Raw genomic sequence first — 15,773 nt, forward strand, 5'->3', positions numbered from 1 at the left:
TTTATTTTTGTTTTTCTACTTTTTCCGGAACAGGATCAAATCCGCCGGGATGAAATGGATGGCATTTTAAAATGCGCTTGATTGTTAACCATCCTCCTTTCATGGCGCCAAACCGTTTTACCGCTTCAAGTCCGTAGTGCGAGCAAGTCGGATAAAAACGGCATGTTGGCGGCTTTAACGGGGAAATGAATATTTGATAAAAGCGTATGAGCCCAATGAATATTTTTTTTAGCATGTATACCCCACCTGCTATTATCGTATAATTTAACTGTATCATAGATAGAAAAAGCTGTCATGTTTGTTCATTTTGATTAAGTTGATGAAAAAAATCGGATTTCAATGTATGATAATAAGTAGAAAATTTATTTAGGAGTGATTATATGCCTTCAGTAGAAAGCTTTGAACTAGACCATTGCGCTGTAAAAGCACCATATGTGAGACATTGCGGCGTTCATAAAGTCGGCAGCGACGGTGTTGTCAATAAATTTGATATTCGTTTTTGCCAGCCAAATAAACAAGCGATGAAGCCGGATGCGATTCATACGCTTGAGCATTTGCTTGCGTTCAATATTCGCAAACATGCGGAAAAATATGACCATTTTGATATTATTGATATTTCGCCAATGGGCTGCCAAACGGGCTATTATTTAGTTGTCAGCGGCTCTCCTACAGTAGACGAAATTATCGATTTGCTTGAAGAGACAATGAAAGATGCTTTGAATGCAACAGAAGTTCCGGCTGCAACGGAAAGACAATGCGGCCAGGCGAAGCTTCATGACTTAGAAGGTGCTAAACGTTTAATGCGTTTCTGGTTAGAACAGGATAAAGAAGAATTAAAGAAAGTATTTGGATAAAAACAATGCCGTTATCCATAAGGGATAACGGCATTGTTTTTACTACAGTCGTTCTATGTTAAACGCTGTTAGCGATAATTTTCGCCGCTTGTCTTGCGCCGGAAATATTTCGTGAAATAGGCCCGATTTCTAATTCCGCTAGCGCTCCGGCAACATATAAGTTCGGAGCCCACTCTAATGTTTCCGTCACGATTGGATAGCCGCATTCCGCACATTTTAGTTTTTCTTCCCGGATAAGCGGCATAAGCCACTCGCTTTGCGGCAGTTTTGTTTCAAACCCTGTTGCTAAAATGATAAATGAGGAGGAAAATACACCGTTCTGTTCGAGACGGAGAACCATTTCTTTATTGTGTATAATCGCTGATTGGATATGATCGTTTATTATTTTTATTTTTCCGCTTCTTTCTAAATGAATCATTCGATAGTACAGTTCTCGCGGAATAGAACCTTTATGTCTGGCGTTTATAATCATTGTCCTTCTTCGTTTATAATCTTTTACCATACGATAAGGTTTTTGGTTACGAGGTCCTAACCAAGCAGGATCGCTGTCAAAGTCATGAATTCGGAATGGATGGCGCTTAATCATCGAAACTTTGCCGGGATACAGTTCTCCAAGTTTAATGGCAAGATGAACAGCGGTAATACCGCCACCGATAATCGTGATGTCGTTTCGTAATGACTCAAGGTTCGGCAAATCACGGTCAAATACATGATAAATAGCGCCACCTTCTTGTTTTAGATGATGTGCCCATTCCGGCCAGAAATGCTGCTCGCTTACTCCGAACGCTAACACAACACGTTTAGCGCTGAGCGTTTCTCCTTTTTCTGTTGTTACCACCCATTCGTTCCCGTTTCTTTTTAATCCTGTAGCTCTTCCTTGATGCCAAGCCTTTTCTAATGCAATTTCCGCTAGCACATGCTGACAATGTTCTTGGAAAATTTCAAGAGACGGTCGTTTATACGGACCATAAAACGCTTCTGTTTTGGCGATCTGTTGTTGCTTCACAAACGATTGCAGACTAAAAGGGTCGACGTCAATATGATGAACGGAAGGAGAACGTAAAAATGGCATAGAAATAATGGATGTGCAATGTGTCCAATTCGCTAACGGAACCTCATACGGATCAAGAACGCGAAGGTTTGCTATATTTGCTTTCCCGGTTTTGATGAGGAAGGTAGCGATCGTTGTTCCTTGAATTCCTCCGCCAATAATAAGCCATTCAAGCAATTTTCGCACTCCTTTTTTATTTTTTAGTCATATTTTTTCGGACAACCTATATATATGATAATAGGAAACATTACGATTTACATATAAATTTTTATGAAACTCTTGCGAAAAACACAAGGGAGAACTTGTTTAATGGGGGAGAGAGTATGAAAAGAGCCATTTCTAATGACTTTTTTGCGTTTCTTCTTTTATTGTTGTTTTTGTATTTGTTCTTTTTTTACGAGATGCACAAAATAACATTTACGTTGCCAAAAGAATGGGCCATTGTGAACACGATGTTTTTGGGCATTATTTTAGAAGCGATTCCGTTTATTTTAATCGGCGTGTTTGTTTCTGCCTTTATTCAAACGTTTATTTCAGAAGATACACTGCGGCGCTTGATCCCGAAAAATCCATATGTTGCGATTGTCTTTGCCGCTTTTTTCGGTATCGTTTTCCCGGTCTGTGAATGTGCGATTATACCGATTGTGAGGCGGCTGATTAGGAAAGGAATGCCGCCCGCGGTCGGCATGACTTTTTTAATGAGTGCGCCGATTTTAAATCCGGTTGTTTTTGCTTCCACTTATTATGCGTTTCAAGCAAAAAATCAAATGGCTTTTGCCCGGATGGGTCTTGCTTTTTTAGTAGCTGTTTTGGTTGGAATGATTTTGTACCGCATGTTTAAACAAAAAAATCCCTTAAAAACAAAAATCTCTTCAACGCATGAGCATGTTCATACGGAAAATAAATGGAAGGCGACATTATACCATGCAAGCGACGAATTTTTTGATACCGGAAAATATTTATTAATTGGGGCGTTTTTAGCGAGTTTAGTGCAAACATTTCTAAACCGAAACGTGCTTCTGCAAATCGGAACGGATGAACTTGTTTCACCTTTCATTATGATGGGATTTGCTTATGTGTTATCTCTCTGCTCGGAGGCAGATGCATTCGTTGCCGCATCGTTTGGAAACACCTTTTCCGCAGGAGCGGTTTTGGCATTTCTTATTTACGGTCCGATGCTTGACTTAAAAAATACGTTGATGCTGTTCGCCTATTTCCGAAAAAGATTTGTGATTGGTTTTATATTGGTTCTTACATGTGTTGTTTACTTTGTCGTTTTGTTATATCAAACATTGTTCTAAAGGGAGAGGAAGGAAGATGAGCGGTAATCTCTTTTTACGCGGCGTTATTTTACTAGGATTTGCATTATTGATGTTTAAATTCATCGTTACGGGGCAAATTCAGCAGCTGATTGCACCAAAGATGCTGCCATTTCTTTATTTTGCTATGATTACGTTGTTTATGCTAAGCATTATACAAATTTGGCGAAGCGACAACAAACATATGGTTTGCTGCGGCTGTGGACATCATAAAAGTAATGCCCGATTTCAATCGTTTGTTGTTTATGTGATCTTTGTGTTTCCAGTTCTCGCAGGGTTCACTTTTTCTAATCACGTATTGGATAGCTCTGTTGCTGCCAAGCGCGGTATACAGCTCGGGGGAATGGCGGGCTCAGGAACAGCATCTGATAATGAAGAGGAGTTTTTTTCTCAGCTGTTTGGTAATCAAATAGAAGAAGTTCCGATGGAAAAAGGAGAAAAAGTAGATAAAAACCAGCTCGGAAAAGCGCTGTTAGCAGCGGATAAAGTAGTTTTTACACGGGAAAACTATTTAGCAGCTTTAGAAATTGTTCATAACAATGCGGAGAATTTTATTGGAAAAGAAGTGGAACTTACAGGATTTGTATACCGTGAGCCTGACTTTGCAAAAGAAAAAGCTGTCATTGCCAGATTTGGAATTTCCTGCTGTGTCGCTGATGCCTCCGTCTATGGGATGCTTGTTAGTGGGAAGCACTTGAAATCGATTGTCAACGATGAATGGGTGAAGGTAATAGGCGTAATCAAGCAAACAAATTATAAAGGAAATGTGTTTCCATGTATCGAAATTAAGGAAATAAACAAAATACAGCAGCCGAACGAACCGTACATTTATGAAGATTTATTGTAGAAAGATGAAAAAGGATGGCTTTCGTGAAGAGAGACATCCTTTATTTATTGTGTGATTTGTCGTTATTTTCTTGAGTATTATCGTTTTTGTTTTGCAAATGAGGGTTGTTGTCGAGCGAATCAATCGTATGTTTGTATTTGTAAGCTTTTGATGTTGTTGCTACACTTAAAACGAGAACAATAAGGACAATAATAATGGATATGATTAAAATAGTGAACATTGTTCAGCGTGTCTCCTTTTCGCTAGTAATAATAGTTTATTTTAACATTTTCCACGAAAAAGTTGTCCCATAATTTATAAAACATATAAATTGAGCTTATGATCATTTTTTTGTAGAATATAAGAGTAATGGTAATTATAGGTTTTTAATGGTGTTATAATAATGGATAGTAGTAAAAGCATGTTTTTCATGAGATTGGGGAATATAATTTTATCCATATTTATTTTGTGAAAAAACTAGCAGGAGGAGATGGCTATGGTAAAACAATTAACGGAAATCGTGAATAAGCAAATTGCAAACTGGAGTGTTTTGTACATTAAGCTTCATAATTATCATTGGTTTGTTAAAGGTCCGCAGTTTTTTACATTGCATACGAAATTTGAAGAGTTGTACAATGAGGCTTCCTTACATATTGATGAGTTAGCGGAACGCCTTCTTGCCCTTGGCGGTGCTCCAGTGGCGACAATGAAGGAATGTTTGGAAGTAGCTTCGGTGAAAGAGGCGACAGGTCAGGAAACAGCCGAGGAAATGGTCGGTGCGATCGTGACCGATTTTGAAACAATGATTAGCGAACTTAAAGAAGGCATGAAAATTGCCGAAGAAGTCGGCGATGAAACAACAGGAGACATGCTTTTAGGCATCCATCAAAGCTTAGAAAAGCATGTTTGGATGTTAAAGTCATTTCTTGGAAAATAATTGAGCGAAAAACCACTTTCGTAACATTCGTTGCGGGGTGGTTTTTTGCTCTTCTCGGCAGAAATAAATGGTAAAATGAAAGTGGAAGGAGGGGAAACGATGAATATTAGTTCGATGATGGCAAAACAAGTTTCCGAGTTGCAACATACGTTAAATTTAAGTTTGCTTAAAAATCAAATGGCGACTCAGGCTGCACAAGCAACAGTGATGCTTGAGGATTTTGCGAAAGCACAGCATACCGCACAGGCACCGCATCCAACGTTGGGAAAACAACTTGATATTCGGGTATAAATAAAAAAAGCTGTCTCATAATCGGCTGGCCTCACGCACCATTCATAATAGCTGTACTGATTAGCGTAACGTACGATATATGATGGGTGTGGGGGCTGACACTTTGCTTGAGACAGCCTTTTTATTAATTATTATTGTTGATTTACCTTTAAACTGAAAGACATTCACAAATTACCTTTCCTATTCATTGTTTAAATGAACCTCTCCCACCTACACTTCGCTTAGTGGTGGAAGACTTCTCGGTGAACATGTTAAATATCAACACGGGTATTTAACATAACCTCTATTTTTTTATAAACATAATCAATGTTAAAATAAAAAAATATGGAATTTTAAAAAATAACCAAAGAGAATAGGGGAATTGCAGTGGATGTCGTGTTTCGAGTAAATCAGTCTGTTTTCAATTATCGCGTTGCAGGAGTTTGGATTGAAAATGGTCACGTTCTTTTACATAAAATGGTTGGAGATGAACATTGGTCTCTTCCTGGTGGCAGGGTGAGAATGATGGAAGATTCAAAAACAAGTCTTAAACGTGAAATCTCTGAGGAGCTAGGCATTCAAGTCAACGTAAATCAATTACTTTGGATCGTTGAAAACTTTTTTGAATATAATAGAGAGAACTATCATGAACTAGGGTTGTACTACAAGGTGACTGCGGAAAATGGCGCCTCGTATTTTCAAGAAGGTGATTTCAACGGAACAGAGGGGAAGCAGCTCATTTTTAGATGGGTTCCTCTAAATCAGTTTGAGAAAATTACATTATATCCGTTGTTTCTAAGAAAAAAATTAAAAAATTTACCTCGCTCTACGCAATATATCATCGCTAAGCAGTAAAGATAAAATTTTTTCAAAATGTCCATAACTCCTTATCCCTGTTCTTCATACAATAAATAACGCACGTAATTAAAAGAAATGAGGAGTTGTTATGGACAAACAGCCAATCGTTTTAGCCCTTTCCATTATTGGCTCATTCACTTCATTTTTGCTCGGTGGTTGGGATTCATTAATCATTATTTTAGTTTGTTTAGTCATCATTGATTATATGACCGGAGTGATCGCAAGTGCTTTAGAAGGAAAGTTATCAAGTCAAGTTGGTTTTCGTGGCATCGCCAAGAAAGTGCTCATTTTTATCATGGTTGCCGTTTCGTATTTGCTCGATGTAGTGATTGGTTGGGACAACCATCTTCTTCGCGATATGACGATTTTTTTCTACTTAGTGAATGAGTTCATTTCCATAGTAGAAAATGCCTCGCGCACTGGAATACCGATTCCGGAATTTCTCATTAAAGCAATTGAAATGTTGAAAGACCGTTCTAAATAACTTCGGGAGCATAATTTTACTCTGTTCACCCACACTAATTATAAGCGCTATGAATAAAGGAGATGAAACGAGTGGCTGAACAGAAAAAAACGTATTACGTATCGATGGCACATGGTGAAATTTCTCAAGTAAAAACGGCTTCGCCATGGGATTTTAAAATTGAAGCAACCGATGAAGAAATTATTCGATTAAGGGAATACTTTGACCAAAATTATGCAACCGATATCCAAAACTTTTTTCGCGCTCATGTCCCATATATTCAATATCATTACGATCGCGAAAATGATGCGTATGATGAAACGTTGAAAAAAATTTATCAACTTATTTACCGGCTCGGCGATGAAGAAGCAAAGGCGCATATTCGTTCAATTGGATTTGTAAATGAGGAAAATGAACAGCAATAGGTCACCTTATTAGGTGGCTTGTTTTATTTATCATAAGACGGAGGTTGACTCAAAAGTAAAGTGTCAGTTCCCACAAATGAACTTATATTGTGGAATGCGCGTGAGATGGTCAGCCTCAGTAGTTCAATTATGTTGCAAATATGTTAAGATGTTATTAATAGAAGACCAAAATAGATGGGGTTTGATTATACATGCTTGTTTTTCAAGATTATTATCAAAACCAGGTTTACTTATCATTTGCGGACCATCCGTTTTCGAAAGAACCAAAACACGTATGGACTATTTGCCGCTATCATCATCAATGGCTTTTAACGAACCATTGCCGCCGCGGGCTTGAATTTCCCGGTGGTAAAGTGGAAGAGGGAGAAACGCCGGAACAAGCCGCCATCCGCGAAATTCGTGAAGAAACAGGCGGTGTTGTCGATCAGCTCATTTATCTTGGTCAATATAAAGTAGAAGGTAAAGGGCAGACGATTATCAAAAATATTTACTATGCCAATGTAAAAGAATTGATCAAACAGCATAGTTATCTTGAAACGAACGGACCTGTGTTATTGGAGCAATTGCCGGCTCATATCGCTGCTGACCGCCGCTTTAGTTTTATTATGAAAGATGGGGTTTTAGAACATAGTCTTCAAGAAATAAAAAAGAAGAGGCTGATCGAAAGGGTTTGATTTCACGAACAATCTACCATATATCTGCAATTACCTGATATATGGTGATTGTGGAGTGACACTTGGCTTTAGATCAGCCTCCTTTTATCGATTTTTGATTAATTTTTTTTCCATGTAGCTGACAACTTGATACATCACTGTTGCAAATGCGGCAATCAACAGCAAACTTAAAAGCACAAGTGTAAAGTTAAACACTTGAAATCCGTAAATAATCATATATCCTAACCCTTGTTTGGAAACAAGAAATTCACCGACAATCACTCCAACCCATGATAAGCCGACGTTAACTTTTAAAGTCGAAATAATGGTTGGAAACGAGGCGGGTAAAACGGCTTCAATAAAACATTGCCAACGGTTGGCACCAAATGTTTTTAACACTTTAATATAATTTGTATCCACTCCTTTAAACGTGGTGTAAACAACGATGGTTGTAATAATAATGGAAATGATCGCTCCCATAGCGATGATGGAAGTAAATCCCGGACCGAGAGCGACAATTAAAATCGGGCCAAGCGCCACTTTTGGCATCGCATTTAACACGACTAAGTAGGGATCAGCCACTTTTGACAATCGCGGAAACCACCAAAGAGCGGCTGCTAGCATAGTACCTAACAATGTACCAAGAAAAAAACCGAGCAATGTTTCAAACAAGGTCACACCGATATGAGAGAGAAGTGAACCGTCTGCAAGTTTCGCGATAAATAGCTCCCATATGTTTGAAGGAGAGCTGAATAGTAGCGGGTCAATCCATTGTTGTTTACTTGCGATTTCCCATAGAAGGAAAAAAATAAAGAAAATAAGCAATTGGATAAAGCGGACAAAACGCTTTTCTTTTTGTAATGAAACTAAATATTGTTCATGAAGGAGTTGAATGTGATGGTCAATCCGTTTCAAGTTGATCAAGCTCCTTCCAGATAGATTGAAACAACTCAGAAAATCTAGGGTGTTGTCGTGCGGCAAGTGGTGAAAGTGAGCGAAGTTCTTCAGGGATGATAAATGTGTGCACAAGTTTTCCTGGTCTAGCAGCGAATAAAAAAATTCGATCGCTCATTGCAATCGCTTCGCCGATATCATGTGTCACAAGCAGCGCGGTTTTATGGTAGTCTTTTAAAGTTTTCCAAACTAGTTCTTCCAGTTTTAATTTTGTTTGATAATCAAGGGCGGAAAATGGTTCGTCAAGCAAGAGAATTTTCGGATTTGTTGCCAGTGTTCGGACTAAAGCAGCCCGTTGCCGCATTCCGCCTGACAATTGGTGAGGGTAATATTTTTCCACCCCTTTTAATCCAATCTCAGAAAGCAAGTTCAGCGCTTTTTGTTTTGCTTCATTTGTATCGATTCCCATAATTTTTAGCCCGAGGGAAATGTTTTCTTCAATCGTTTTCCAAGGAAAGAGATAATCTTGCTGAAGCATATAACCGACAGATGGGTTCATTGAATCAATTTTGCTTCCTTCTAAAAGAACCGTTCCCTCTGTTGGCTTAATTAAAGCAGCAATGATTGAAAGCAGCGTCGTTTTACCGCAGCCGCTCGGACCGAGGAAGGAAACGAATTCTCCCTCCTGAATCATAAACGATATATTTTCTAGGGCGGTAACAGCTGATTGACGTGTAAAATAGGTGTGCGAAACGTGATCAATGACTAAGAAGTTCATTTGATTTTCACCCACATTAATCATCGATTGCTTTTTTAGCGAACGATGTGTTTACAAGTGTTTTATGCTCGATGCGTTTTGGTAATTCTCCGGCTTCATCCATAATATCTTGCAAATGGTTCCATTCTTCTTCGTCAAGAATTGGTTCAGAGGCGTATGTGCCTTGATTTTTGTATCGTTCCGCGACTTTCTCGATCAATTGAAGATCTGTGTCTTCGAAATAAGGGTGAATCGACTTGGCGATTTCAGCGGCGCTGTGAGTTTCCACCCATTTTTGGGCTTTATAAAGGGCACGTGTAAATTTTTCAATTTCTTCAGCGTTTTCCTTTATAAAGCTTTGTTTTGCCATAAACGTTGTATATGGAACATGCCCGGATTGTGTGCCGAAAGAAGCAACAATATAGCCTTTTCCTTCTTGTTCAAAAATGCTTGCCGTTGGTTCAAACAATTGCACGTAATCACCCGTTCCGCTCGCAAATGCATTAGCGATATTAGCAAAGTCAATATTTTGAATTAAATTTAAATCTTTATGCGGGTCGATTCCGTGCTTTTTCAAGACGAATTCGCCAACCATTTGTGGCATGCCGCCTTTTCGCTGGCCTAAAAAAGTGCTTCCTTTTAGCTGCTCCCAAGAAAAGTTATCGACTTTTTTCCGCGACACTAAAAAGGTGCCGTCTGTTTGTGTTAACTGCCTAACATTAACTCTTATACAGGTTAAGGTCACTTTAGGGTGTAATCAAGAGTAATTTTCTTGAGTTTCCCTTTTTCCCTGTATATCACGATCTTTTCAAAAATGCTAAAGAGCAGTTCTTTTTTAGTGAAATCGTTCGCTTGTTCAAATTGCTGTTTAAAATCTGACATTTGGCTTAATCGATTATATTTTTCGTCAACTGATTCCTTATCTTCAATTTCAAATTCATTCAATACTTCATAGATCTCTTTTTCTTTGCTGTTTAGTTCATTAATTCTTGCAAACAAATCATCTTTAGGAATAGGGTTATCTTCATCCATATACAAATCGTACCATTTTTCTTTTTGTCTTTTTATTTTCTCCAACTCTTTTGTTAAAGAAGAAATATCGATTGTTTCTGTTTCTTCAAATTGATGAGAAAACTTGGAAATGAAATAATCTTTGGATGTGATCAATTGCTGAACCTCAGTAATTAGCGCCTCTAAAATATTTTTCTCATGTGTAATCCTGTTGCATTTTAAACAACGATAGTACGTTTTTTGATCGCGTTTATCATAAAAACCTTGCATTTTATGTTCGTTACAATTACCACAATGTAAAAGACCAGTTAAAATGAACTTGCCAACCCTTTTTCTATCTACAGCTCTTTTGTCTTTTGCTTTTTGAGCTTTTCTGAATAAAGTTTCACTGATAATAGGAGGATGATTGTTTGGTATCACTTTATCTCCCCATCTATACGTGCCGATATAGATATCATTGGTTAAAATATCACGTATTGAAATATGATTCCATTCTTTTGCAATTCGTGGTTTGATTCCTAAATTATTTAGTCGATCTGCAATACTTCTATATCCAAACCCATCACAGTATAATTGATAAATCATACGGACTGTATTTGCTTCATCTTCAATAATTGTACAATTAAAATCTTTATCAAATTTATACCCATATGGAGAATGTCCACCAGGCTTCTTTCCTTCATCAATCATTTGCTCGATACCAAATTTCACGCGCTCGGCAAGATTTTCGCGTTCCCATTGAGCTAATGCAGCAACAAGAGTGATGAATAGTCTCCCCATTGCAGTGCTCGTGTCATATACCTCAGTTGCAGAACGGAATGCCACATTGTATTTTTCAAACGTCTGAAGTAATAGATACAAATCTAAAACTGATCTGGTTAATCGATCCAATCGATAAACCAGTATAATATCTATATTCCCTTTTTTTATGTCTTTCAGCAGTTGTTTCATTTGCGGTCTTTCTAAATCTTTCGCGGACCAGCCTTCTTCTATATATTCATGAACAATTTCCCATCCCTGGCTTTCGCAAAACGCACGTAGTCGTTCTTTTTGAGCAGGGATGGAAAATCCTTCTTTCGCTTGTTCATCTGTACTGACCCTTACGTAAATGGCTACTTTCATTTGTTGCCCTCCTATGAAAATGATAGAAAAATAGTTAATAAGCCCCTATAATAAAAGAGTAAAAGCTGCAAAACATAGGGGGATCTTGTATGAGCGGTTTAAAGAAATTCGTTAAAATCATGTGGGTTGTCGTTCTAACTCTTATGATCTCATTCACAGTTCTAGCTCTAATTTTTGGTAGAGAAGATGCAACATCAACTGAACCTAAACTCTCGCCCGAACAACAAATGGTGAAAGAGGCAGATGATTTCATCGTTAAACACAAGCAGCTAGATATCAAAACGTTTGAAAAAGAAATTGTTCCGTTCCTAAACAAAACTCTTTCTGTTAAAGGTGAGTTTTATTTAGAAAAATCGAGTAACTACGCAGGTAGTTTTATCGCCACCTTTGATAATCTGGAAATTGAAAAAATGAATTTTGAGGCGGTGACAAAAGACGGTTATAAATTCACCTATTTTATGCACCGATTCGCTGCCCATTTTAAGCTGCCGATTATCGCCAGCTCATTTAATGTGGTTGATACGAACGCAGTGCCAAATCAACAGGTGTTGTACTCCTTTGGTGTAGACGTAGCCAAGAAAGCACCTGCAGGAGCGTTTGATAAATCGCCCCTTTCTTTAGAAAAGTTTATTGATTTTATGGATAAAAATGCAAACCAAGCCATTGATGCGAACGGGAAAACAGATTATAAATTGCGCTGCGTGTTCCGCGCTAGCTAAAAAAGAGCAACATAACGAGTTGCTCTTTTCTTATTAAATTAATTTTTAGCGCTAAAAATTTAATACTACTTTTTTCAGTTTTCCGATAATGCGAATGTCCTTCATATTGTTTTTCTGCAGCACGATGGGTGGGTATTTCGGATTCTCACTCTGTAGAATGACAGTTCCGTTTGTTTTATAGACCCTTTTCAAAACAGCATCCCCTTCAATAAGTACTGCTGCAATCTCCCCGTTTTCTACATCATCTTGTTGACGAATAAGTAATAAATCTCCATCCATAATACGCGCACCGATCATAGAATCGCCTTTGGCACGCAAAAAGAAATATTCACCGCCATTTAACCAACTTGAGGGAACATCCTCATAACCCTCGATTTCTTGATATGCAAGTATGCCGTCTCCACAACTAATCGCCCCAACAATAGGAAGTTTGGTGAATTTGAGAGCAGCAGATTTTCTTTTTAAATCCCCGGTCGATTCCATATTAAAGCTAGGATCAATATCTGATTTTTTCACGTTAAACGCTTTGGCTAGCTTTTCAACATTGCCCGGGTTAATTAAAGTTTTGCAATTGATATAGTCAGATAAAGTACTTTTAGAAATACCTGATACCTCGCTAGTTTTTAACTGTGTCCAACCTCTTTCTTTCATTAAGCGTTTGATGTTTTCAGATATAGTTTGTTTAAGCGGTAAATCCCTGTCAATCAACTATCACACCTCCTCTCTATCCATTCTATCCCATATGATATCCGAAAATATGCGGAAAGTAAATATTTTTTCCGAAAAAACTCGAAAAATACCGCATAAAAATTATTTTTTTTCCGAGAAAAATCGGTTGACATTCCGAAAAAACTCGGATAATATATAACCAAGCAGAAAAAAGGAGGTGAAAATATTGCAGATTACTTTACGGGCGGCGAGAGTAAATGCAGGGTTAACACTAGTTGAAGCTTCTAAATTATTTGGTATTAATAAGGATACATTAGCCAAATATGAACGGGATTCTTCGAATGTGCCTAGAAAATTCTTTATCAAAATTGAAGAAGTTTATGGGGTGCCAGTGGACAATATTTTTTTTGGTAAAGAATCCGAATTTTTTCGGAAGAACAATCGCGCGCGAACAGCCTAAAAGGTAAATAGTACAAGAACGAGGTGATAATTTGTCAGTAATTCATAATGTTGTACACAGCAGCCTTTTGCATACATCTCCTATAAAGGAGATGGTCACCATGAAAAAACAACCAGAAGTAATCGTACGATGCGTAGGGGCAAGGAAAGAGCCGTCAAAAGAAGCTTTAGATCGTTTTATAGAAATTTACGTAAGGATGGTAAAAGAAAACCAAAAGAAATTGAAGGAAGTTGACCGCAAATGCTAGGCGATCATATCAAACGCACAACGCGTGAAATTGACGCATTTCTTGAGCAGTACACACTCGGCACACTCATCGTCGACGGTGACACCGTTTCACTTGAGACGAAGCAGGGCGAAATCGTGCTGGATGAAACATACATCATCGAAGTGTTCGACGGTGAGAAGTATCACCCGATCACGTATGACCAAGCACGAAATACGATGTCTCGCGACGGCTGGCCACTCTACGCAGGGTTGGAAGCGAGGGTGAAAGAAGGTGAGCAACATTGATGGTCGGTGAAATGCTTCAGTATACGAATCGTTTGAAAGAAATCGTGGGTTGCAACTGCCCGGACCAAGTGAAAAATGTTCGGTTGGCCAATCTCATGACGGATTTGGAAAGCGCCTATGGGATTCCAGCTACACGCGATGAACAATTTGAAAAACAGAAGCCTTTTGTTATGCAACTTTACCGCGCTGTATCAGAAGCGCGAAGCATTTGAGAAAATAAACCGTTTATTTCATTTTAACTCATTCATGTAGGAGGGTGAAAGTATGAATATCACAATTGAAATTAAAGCGCCGGAACTCGCGGCATCTATTTTAGCTCTAGCAAGTGCGTTGGACCGTAGAACAGGGAGTATTGCAAAAGCAACCGAAGTACTTGAAAATGCTAAAGCTTCTTCACCTACAGCACCAGCATCTCCAATTGGAAATACAACTCAATTAACACCGGCGCAACAAGCGACTGTACAACAATCCGTACCAACAGCAGTACCTACAGCTGCACCAACAACACCAGTGCAACAACCAGCACAGCAGCCTACACAACAAGCTGAACAACTAGTGCAACAGCCAGTACAACAAGCACCGCAACCGGTGCCGACTTCAGCACCGAGCTACACGCTAGATCAACTAGCAGTAGCCGCAACACAGCTTGTCGATGCCGGTAGACGTGAAGAACTAGTTCAACTGCTTTCCTCTTTTGGTGTACAAGCTTTGACCGCACTTCCAAAAGAGCAATACGGTGCTTTTGCAACGAAATTGCGTGAAATGGGGGCAAAAATCTAATGGCAGCTATCGCGCATGCTGAACGAGAACACGCACTCCTGTCGGCCAGCGCCGCCCATCGCTGGCTGGCTTGCACGCCAAGTGTTCGACTCGAGGAACAATTCCCGGATACCACGTCGCCATATGCCCAGGAAGGGACATTAGCCCATGAAATTGCTGAACTCAAATTACGAAAATATTTCATTGAACCTATGAGCCAACGTTCTTTCTCTGCGAAACTGAACAAATTCAAAAAGCACGAATTGTTCCAGGAAGAAATGCTGAAACATACCGACACCTACCTTGAATATCTGAAAGAGATTACGCTCGCTTTTCCATCTAAACCGTATGTAGCCGTAGAAAAAAGAGTGGATTACAGTGCCTATGCGCCTGGCGGGTTCGGTACTTGTGACTGCATCATCATTCACGGTGAACATCTGTATGTCACCGATTTTAAGTATGGTAAAGGCGTTCCTGTGAGTGCTGAAAACAATCCGCAGATGAAACTGTACGCTCTTGGTGCTTATTTGGAATACAGTTTGCTATATCCTATTCAGCATGTTCACTTAACCATTGTGCAGCCGAGATTAGACAGCATTTCGGAATGGTCTCTTTCTATCGACGAGTTGTTGGCTTGGGGCGAAGAAATTAAGCCGATTGCACAAAAAGCGTTCAACGGTGAGGGGGATTTTGTTCCAGGAGAACATTGCAAATTCTGTCGTGCCAAAGCGCAATGCCGAGCAAGAGCTGATCAATATACAGCTCTCGAGGACTTCAAGTTGATGAAACCACCTCTTATCAGCAATGAGGAGGTAGGGGCTATTTTAGAAAAGGCGCAACACATTGAAGCATGGGTGAAGGACTTAAAAGAATACGCTCTTGCTGAATGTTTGAAAGGCAATGAGATTCCTGGATGGAAAGCGGTAGAGGGAAGAAGTACACGGCAATTTGCCGATTTAGATAAAGCATTTGAGCATCTTAAACAAAATGGTATCGATGAAGCAATGCTTTATGAACGTGTACCTTTAACTGTTGCCAAAATTGAAAAAGTGCTTAAGAAAGCAGAGTTTACTAGATTGCTAGAAGAGCCTGGTTTTGTTGTAAAAACACCTGGTAAACCTGCTCTCGTTCCAATCTCGGACAAACGTGAAGCAATTACTGCTGCACCTGATGCGGCAGATGATTTTCAATAAAACACTAAAACGAAAGGGAG

Annotated in this window: 23 protein-coding genes and 1 pseudogene; 16 read left to right on the forward strand and 8 right to left on the reverse strand. The window is 39.0% G+C overall.

Annotated elements, in window-relative coordinates:
* Position 1: 1 nt before the first annotated feature.
* Positions 2–235, reverse strand: a complete 234-nt coding sequence (gene yidD, locus B0I26_RS04960; protein ID WP_111644362.1) for a membrane protein insertion efficiency factor YidD — start codon at positions 233–235, stop codon at positions 2–4.
* A gap of 145 nt (positions 236–380) precedes the next feature.
* Between yidD and B0I26_RS04965 the strand changes: the two genes are divergently transcribed.
* A complete protein-coding gene (locus B0I26_RS04965; protein ID WP_111644363.1) occupies positions 381–854 on the forward strand; it encodes an S-ribosylhomocysteine lyase in 474 nt (157 codons plus the stop codon).
* A 58-nt stretch (positions 855–912) separates the two neighbouring features.
* On the opposite strand, the gene B0I26_RS04970 is transcribed toward B0I26_RS04965, so the two are convergent.
* On the reverse strand, positions 913–2,082 hold the full coding sequence (locus tag B0I26_RS04970) for an FAD/NAD(P)-binding protein (protein ID WP_111644364.1): 1,170 nt from the start codon (positions 2,080–2,082) through the stop codon (positions 913–915).
* Between the two features lie 146 nt (positions 2,083–2,228).
* On the opposite strand from B0I26_RS04970, the gene B0I26_RS04975 reads away from it, so the two are divergent.
* Positions 2,229–3,206 carry a permease gene (locus B0I26_RS04975; RefSeq protein ID WP_111644365.1) on the forward strand — a complete coding sequence of 326 codons (978 nt, stop codon included), beginning with the start codon at positions 2,229–2,231 and terminating at the stop codon, positions 3,204–3,206.
* A 16-nt stretch (positions 3,207–3,222) separates the two neighbouring features.
* A complete protein-coding gene (locus tag B0I26_RS04980) occupies positions 3,223–4,071 on the forward strand; it encodes a TIGR03943 family putative permease subunit (RefSeq protein WP_111644366.1) in 849 nt (282 codons plus the stop codon).
* 40 nt (positions 4,072–4,111) lie between these two features.
* Here the strand turns inward: B0I26_RS04980 and ytzI are convergent, their stop codons facing one another.
* A complete protein-coding gene (gene ytzI, locus B0I26_RS04985; protein ID WP_111644367.1) occupies positions 4,112–4,291 on the reverse strand; it encodes a YtzI protein in 180 nt (59 codons plus the stop codon).
* 255 nt (positions 4,292–4,546) lie between these two features.
* On the opposite strand from ytzI, the gene B0I26_RS04990 reads away from it, so the two are divergent.
* From B0I26_RS04990 to ytkD, 6 genes are all read left to right on the forward strand, one after another.
* Complete coding sequence (locus B0I26_RS04990; RefSeq protein ID WP_111644368.1) at positions 4,547–4,987, forward strand: Dps family protein; 441 nt, start codon at positions 4,547–4,549, stop codon at positions 4,985–4,987.
* Positions 4,988–5,086: 99 nt separating this feature from the next.
* On the forward strand, positions 5,087–5,278 hold the full coding sequence (locus B0I26_RS04995) for a polyribonucleotide nucleotidyltransferase (RefSeq protein ID WP_111644369.1): 192 nt from the start codon (positions 5,087–5,089) through the stop codon (positions 5,276–5,278).
* Positions 5,279–5,644: 366 nt separating this feature from the next.
* Positions 5,645–6,112 carry an NUDIX hydrolase gene (locus B0I26_RS05000; RefSeq protein ID WP_111644370.1) on the forward strand — a complete coding sequence of 156 codons (468 nt, stop codon included), beginning with the start codon at positions 5,645–5,647 and terminating at the stop codon, positions 6,110–6,112.
* 91 nt (positions 6,113–6,203) lie between these two features.
* Positions 6,204–6,599 (forward strand): phage holin family protein, encoded by a 396-nt coding sequence (locus B0I26_RS05005; protein ID WP_111644371.1) that lies wholly within the window; start codon positions 6,204–6,206, stop codon positions 6,597–6,599.
* 62 nt (positions 6,600–6,661) lie between these two features.
* Complete coding sequence (locus B0I26_RS05010; RefSeq protein WP_181502722.1) at positions 6,662–7,003, forward strand: hydrolase; 342 nt, start codon at positions 6,662–6,664, stop codon at positions 7,001–7,003.
* Positions 7,004–7,194: 191 nt separating this feature from the next.
* Positions 7,195–7,677 carry an RNA deprotection pyrophosphohydrolase gene (gene ytkD, locus B0I26_RS05015; RefSeq protein ID WP_111644373.1) on the forward strand — a complete coding sequence of 161 codons (483 nt, stop codon included), beginning with the start codon at positions 7,195–7,197 and terminating at the stop codon, positions 7,675–7,677.
* An 84-nt stretch (positions 7,678–7,761) separates the two neighbouring features.
* On the opposite strand, the gene B0I26_RS05020 is transcribed toward ytkD, so the two are convergent.
* The 4 genes and pseudogenes from B0I26_RS05020 to B0I26_RS05035 all read right to left on the reverse strand — a co-directional run bounded on the left by B0I26_RS05020 (position 7,762) and on the right by B0I26_RS05035 (position 11,440).
* Positions 7,762–8,577 carry an ABC transporter permease gene (locus B0I26_RS05020; protein ID WP_409991412.1) on the reverse strand — a complete coding sequence of 272 codons (816 nt, stop codon included), beginning with the start codon at positions 8,575–8,577 and terminating at the stop codon, positions 7,762–7,764.
* Entirely contained in the window at positions 8,558–9,328 is a 771-nt protein-coding gene (locus B0I26_RS05025) for an ABC transporter ATP-binding protein (protein ID WP_111644375.1), read from the reverse strand. The genes B0I26_RS05020 and B0I26_RS05025 overlap by 20 nt, the downstream gene beginning before the upstream one ends.
* A gap of 16 nt (positions 9,329–9,344) precedes the next feature.
* Positions 9,345–10,031, reverse strand: a pseudogene (locus B0I26_RS05030) (ABC transporter substrate-binding protein); the annotation flags it as partial.
* A gap of 17 nt (positions 10,032–10,048) precedes the next feature.
* Complete coding sequence (locus B0I26_RS05035; RefSeq protein WP_111644376.1) at positions 10,049–11,440, reverse strand: recombinase family protein; 1,392 nt, start codon at positions 11,438–11,440, stop codon at positions 10,049–10,051.
* A gap of 89 nt (positions 11,441–11,529) precedes the next feature.
* On the opposite strand from B0I26_RS05035, the gene B0I26_RS05040 reads away from it, so the two are divergent.
* The gene (locus tag B0I26_RS05040) at positions 11,530–12,159 is read left to right on the forward strand and encodes a hypothetical protein (protein ID WP_111644377.1); all 630 of its coding nucleotides are present in this window, start codon (positions 11,530–11,532) and stop codon (positions 12,157–12,159) included.
* Positions 12,160–12,210: 51 nt separating this feature from the next.
* On the opposite strand, the gene lexA is transcribed toward B0I26_RS05040, so the two are convergent.
* Positions 12,211–12,867 (reverse strand): transcriptional repressor LexA, encoded by a 657-nt coding sequence (gene lexA / locus B0I26_RS05045; protein WP_111644378.1) that lies wholly within the window; start codon positions 12,865–12,867, stop codon positions 12,211–12,213.
* A gap of 178 nt (positions 12,868–13,045) precedes the next feature.
* Here lexA and B0I26_RS05050 point away from each other — a divergent pair, with 178 nt between their 5' ends.
* From B0I26_RS05050 to B0I26_RS05075, 6 genes are all read left to right on the forward strand, one after another.
* Entirely contained in the window at positions 13,046–13,288 is a 243-nt protein-coding gene (locus tag B0I26_RS05050; RefSeq protein ID WP_245934712.1) for a helix-turn-helix domain-containing protein, read from the forward strand.
* 100 nt (positions 13,289–13,388) lie between these two features.
* Positions 13,389–13,535 (forward strand): hypothetical protein, encoded by a 147-nt coding sequence (locus B0I26_RS05055; RefSeq protein WP_181502756.1) that lies wholly within the window; start codon positions 13,389–13,391, stop codon positions 13,533–13,535.
* Positions 13,529–13,801: a hypothetical protein gene (locus tag B0I26_RS05060; protein ID WP_111644380.1), complete on the forward strand. Its 273-nt coding sequence runs from the start codon at positions 13,529–13,531 to the stop codon at positions 13,799–13,801. Before B0I26_RS05055 ends, B0I26_RS05060 begins: the two co-directional genes overlap by 7 nt.
* Positions 13,801–14,013: a hypothetical protein gene (locus B0I26_RS05065; protein WP_245934721.1), complete on the forward strand. Its 213-nt coding sequence runs from the start codon at positions 13,801–13,803 to the stop codon at positions 14,011–14,013. Before B0I26_RS05060 ends, B0I26_RS05065 begins: the two co-directional genes overlap by 1 nt.
* A gap of 52 nt (positions 14,014–14,065) precedes the next feature.
* Positions 14,066–14,581 carry a hypothetical protein gene (locus tag B0I26_RS05070; protein WP_111644382.1) on the forward strand — a complete coding sequence of 172 codons (516 nt, stop codon included), beginning with the start codon at positions 14,066–14,068 and terminating at the stop codon, positions 14,579–14,581.
* Positions 14,581–15,753, forward strand: coding sequence for a DUF2800 domain-containing protein (locus B0I26_RS05075; RefSeq protein ID WP_111644383.1), 1,173 nt, complete (start codon positions 14,581–14,583; stop codon positions 15,751–15,753). Before B0I26_RS05070 ends, B0I26_RS05075 begins: the two co-directional genes overlap by 1 nt.
* Positions 15,754–15,773: the final 20 nt, after the last annotated feature.

Origin of the sequence: Paranoxybacillus vitaminiphilus (assembly GCF_003259935.1) — a bacterium.
Lineage (GTDB): Bacteria > Bacillota > Bacilli > Bacillales > Anoxybacillaceae > Paranoxybacillus > Paranoxybacillus vitaminiphilus.

Bases quoted from the DNA above. Each gene is read 5' to 3' on its own strand.
- yidD (WP_111644362.1), bottom strand. From the start codon at position 235: ATGCTAAAAAAAATATTCATTGGGCTCATACGCTTTTATCAAATATTC.
- B0I26_RS04965 (WP_111644363.1), top strand. From the start codon at position 381: ATGCCTTCAGTAGAAAGCTTTGAACTAGACCATTGCGCTGTAAAAGCA.
- B0I26_RS04975 (WP_111644365.1), top strand. From the start codon at position 2,229: ATGAAAAGAGCCATTTCTAATGACTTTTTTGCGTTTCTTCTTTTATTG.
- B0I26_RS04980 (WP_111644366.1), top strand. From the start codon at position 3,223: ATGAGCGGTAATCTCTTTTTACGCGGCGTTATTTTACTAGGATTTGCA.
- ytzI (WP_111644367.1), bottom strand. From the start codon at position 4,291: ATGTTCACTATTTTAATCATATCCATTATTATTGTCCTTATTGTTCTC.
- B0I26_RS04990 (WP_111644368.1), top strand. From the start codon at position 4,547: ATGGTAAAACAATTAACGGAAATCGTGAATAAGCAAATTGCAAACTGG.
- B0I26_RS04995 (WP_111644369.1), top strand. From the start codon at position 5,087: ATGAATATTAGTTCGATGATGGCAAAACAAGTTTCCGAGTTGCAACAT.
- B0I26_RS05005 (WP_111644371.1), top strand. From the start codon at position 6,204: ATGGACAAACAGCCAATCGTTTTAGCCCTTTCCATTATTGGCTCATTC.
- B0I26_RS05010 (WP_181502722.1), top strand. From the start codon at position 6,662: ATGAAACGAGTGGCTGAACAGAAAAAAACGTATTACGTATCGATGGCA.
- ytkD (WP_111644373.1), top strand. From the start codon at position 7,195: ATGCTTGTTTTTCAAGATTATTATCAAAACCAGGTTTACTTATCATTT.
- B0I26_RS05025 (WP_111644375.1), bottom strand. From the start codon at position 9,328: ATGAACTTCTTAGTCATTGATCACGTTTCGCACACCTATTTTACACGT.
- B0I26_RS05035 (WP_111644376.1), bottom strand. From the start codon at position 11,440: ATGAAAGTAGCCATTTACGTAAGGGTCAGTACAGATGAACAAGCGAAA.
- B0I26_RS05040 (WP_111644377.1), top strand. From the start codon at position 11,530: ATGAGCGGTTTAAAGAAATTCGTTAAAATCATGTGGGTTGTCGTTCTA.
- B0I26_RS05055 (WP_181502756.1), top strand. From the start codon at position 13,389: ATGAAAAAACAACCAGAAGTAATCGTACGATGCGTAGGGGCAAGGAAA.
- B0I26_RS05060 (WP_111644380.1), top strand. From the start codon at position 13,529: ATGCTAGGCGATCATATCAAACGCACAACGCGTGAAATTGACGCATTT.
- B0I26_RS05065 (WP_245934721.1), top strand. From the start codon at position 13,801: ATGGTCGGTGAAATGCTTCAGTATACGAATCGTTTGAAAGAAATCGTG.
- B0I26_RS05070 (WP_111644382.1), top strand. From the start codon at position 14,066: ATGAATATCACAATTGAAATTAAAGCGCCGGAACTCGCGGCATCTATT.
- B0I26_RS05075 (WP_111644383.1), top strand. From the start codon at position 14,581: ATGGCAGCTATCGCGCATGCTGAACGAGAACACGCACTCCTGTCGGCC.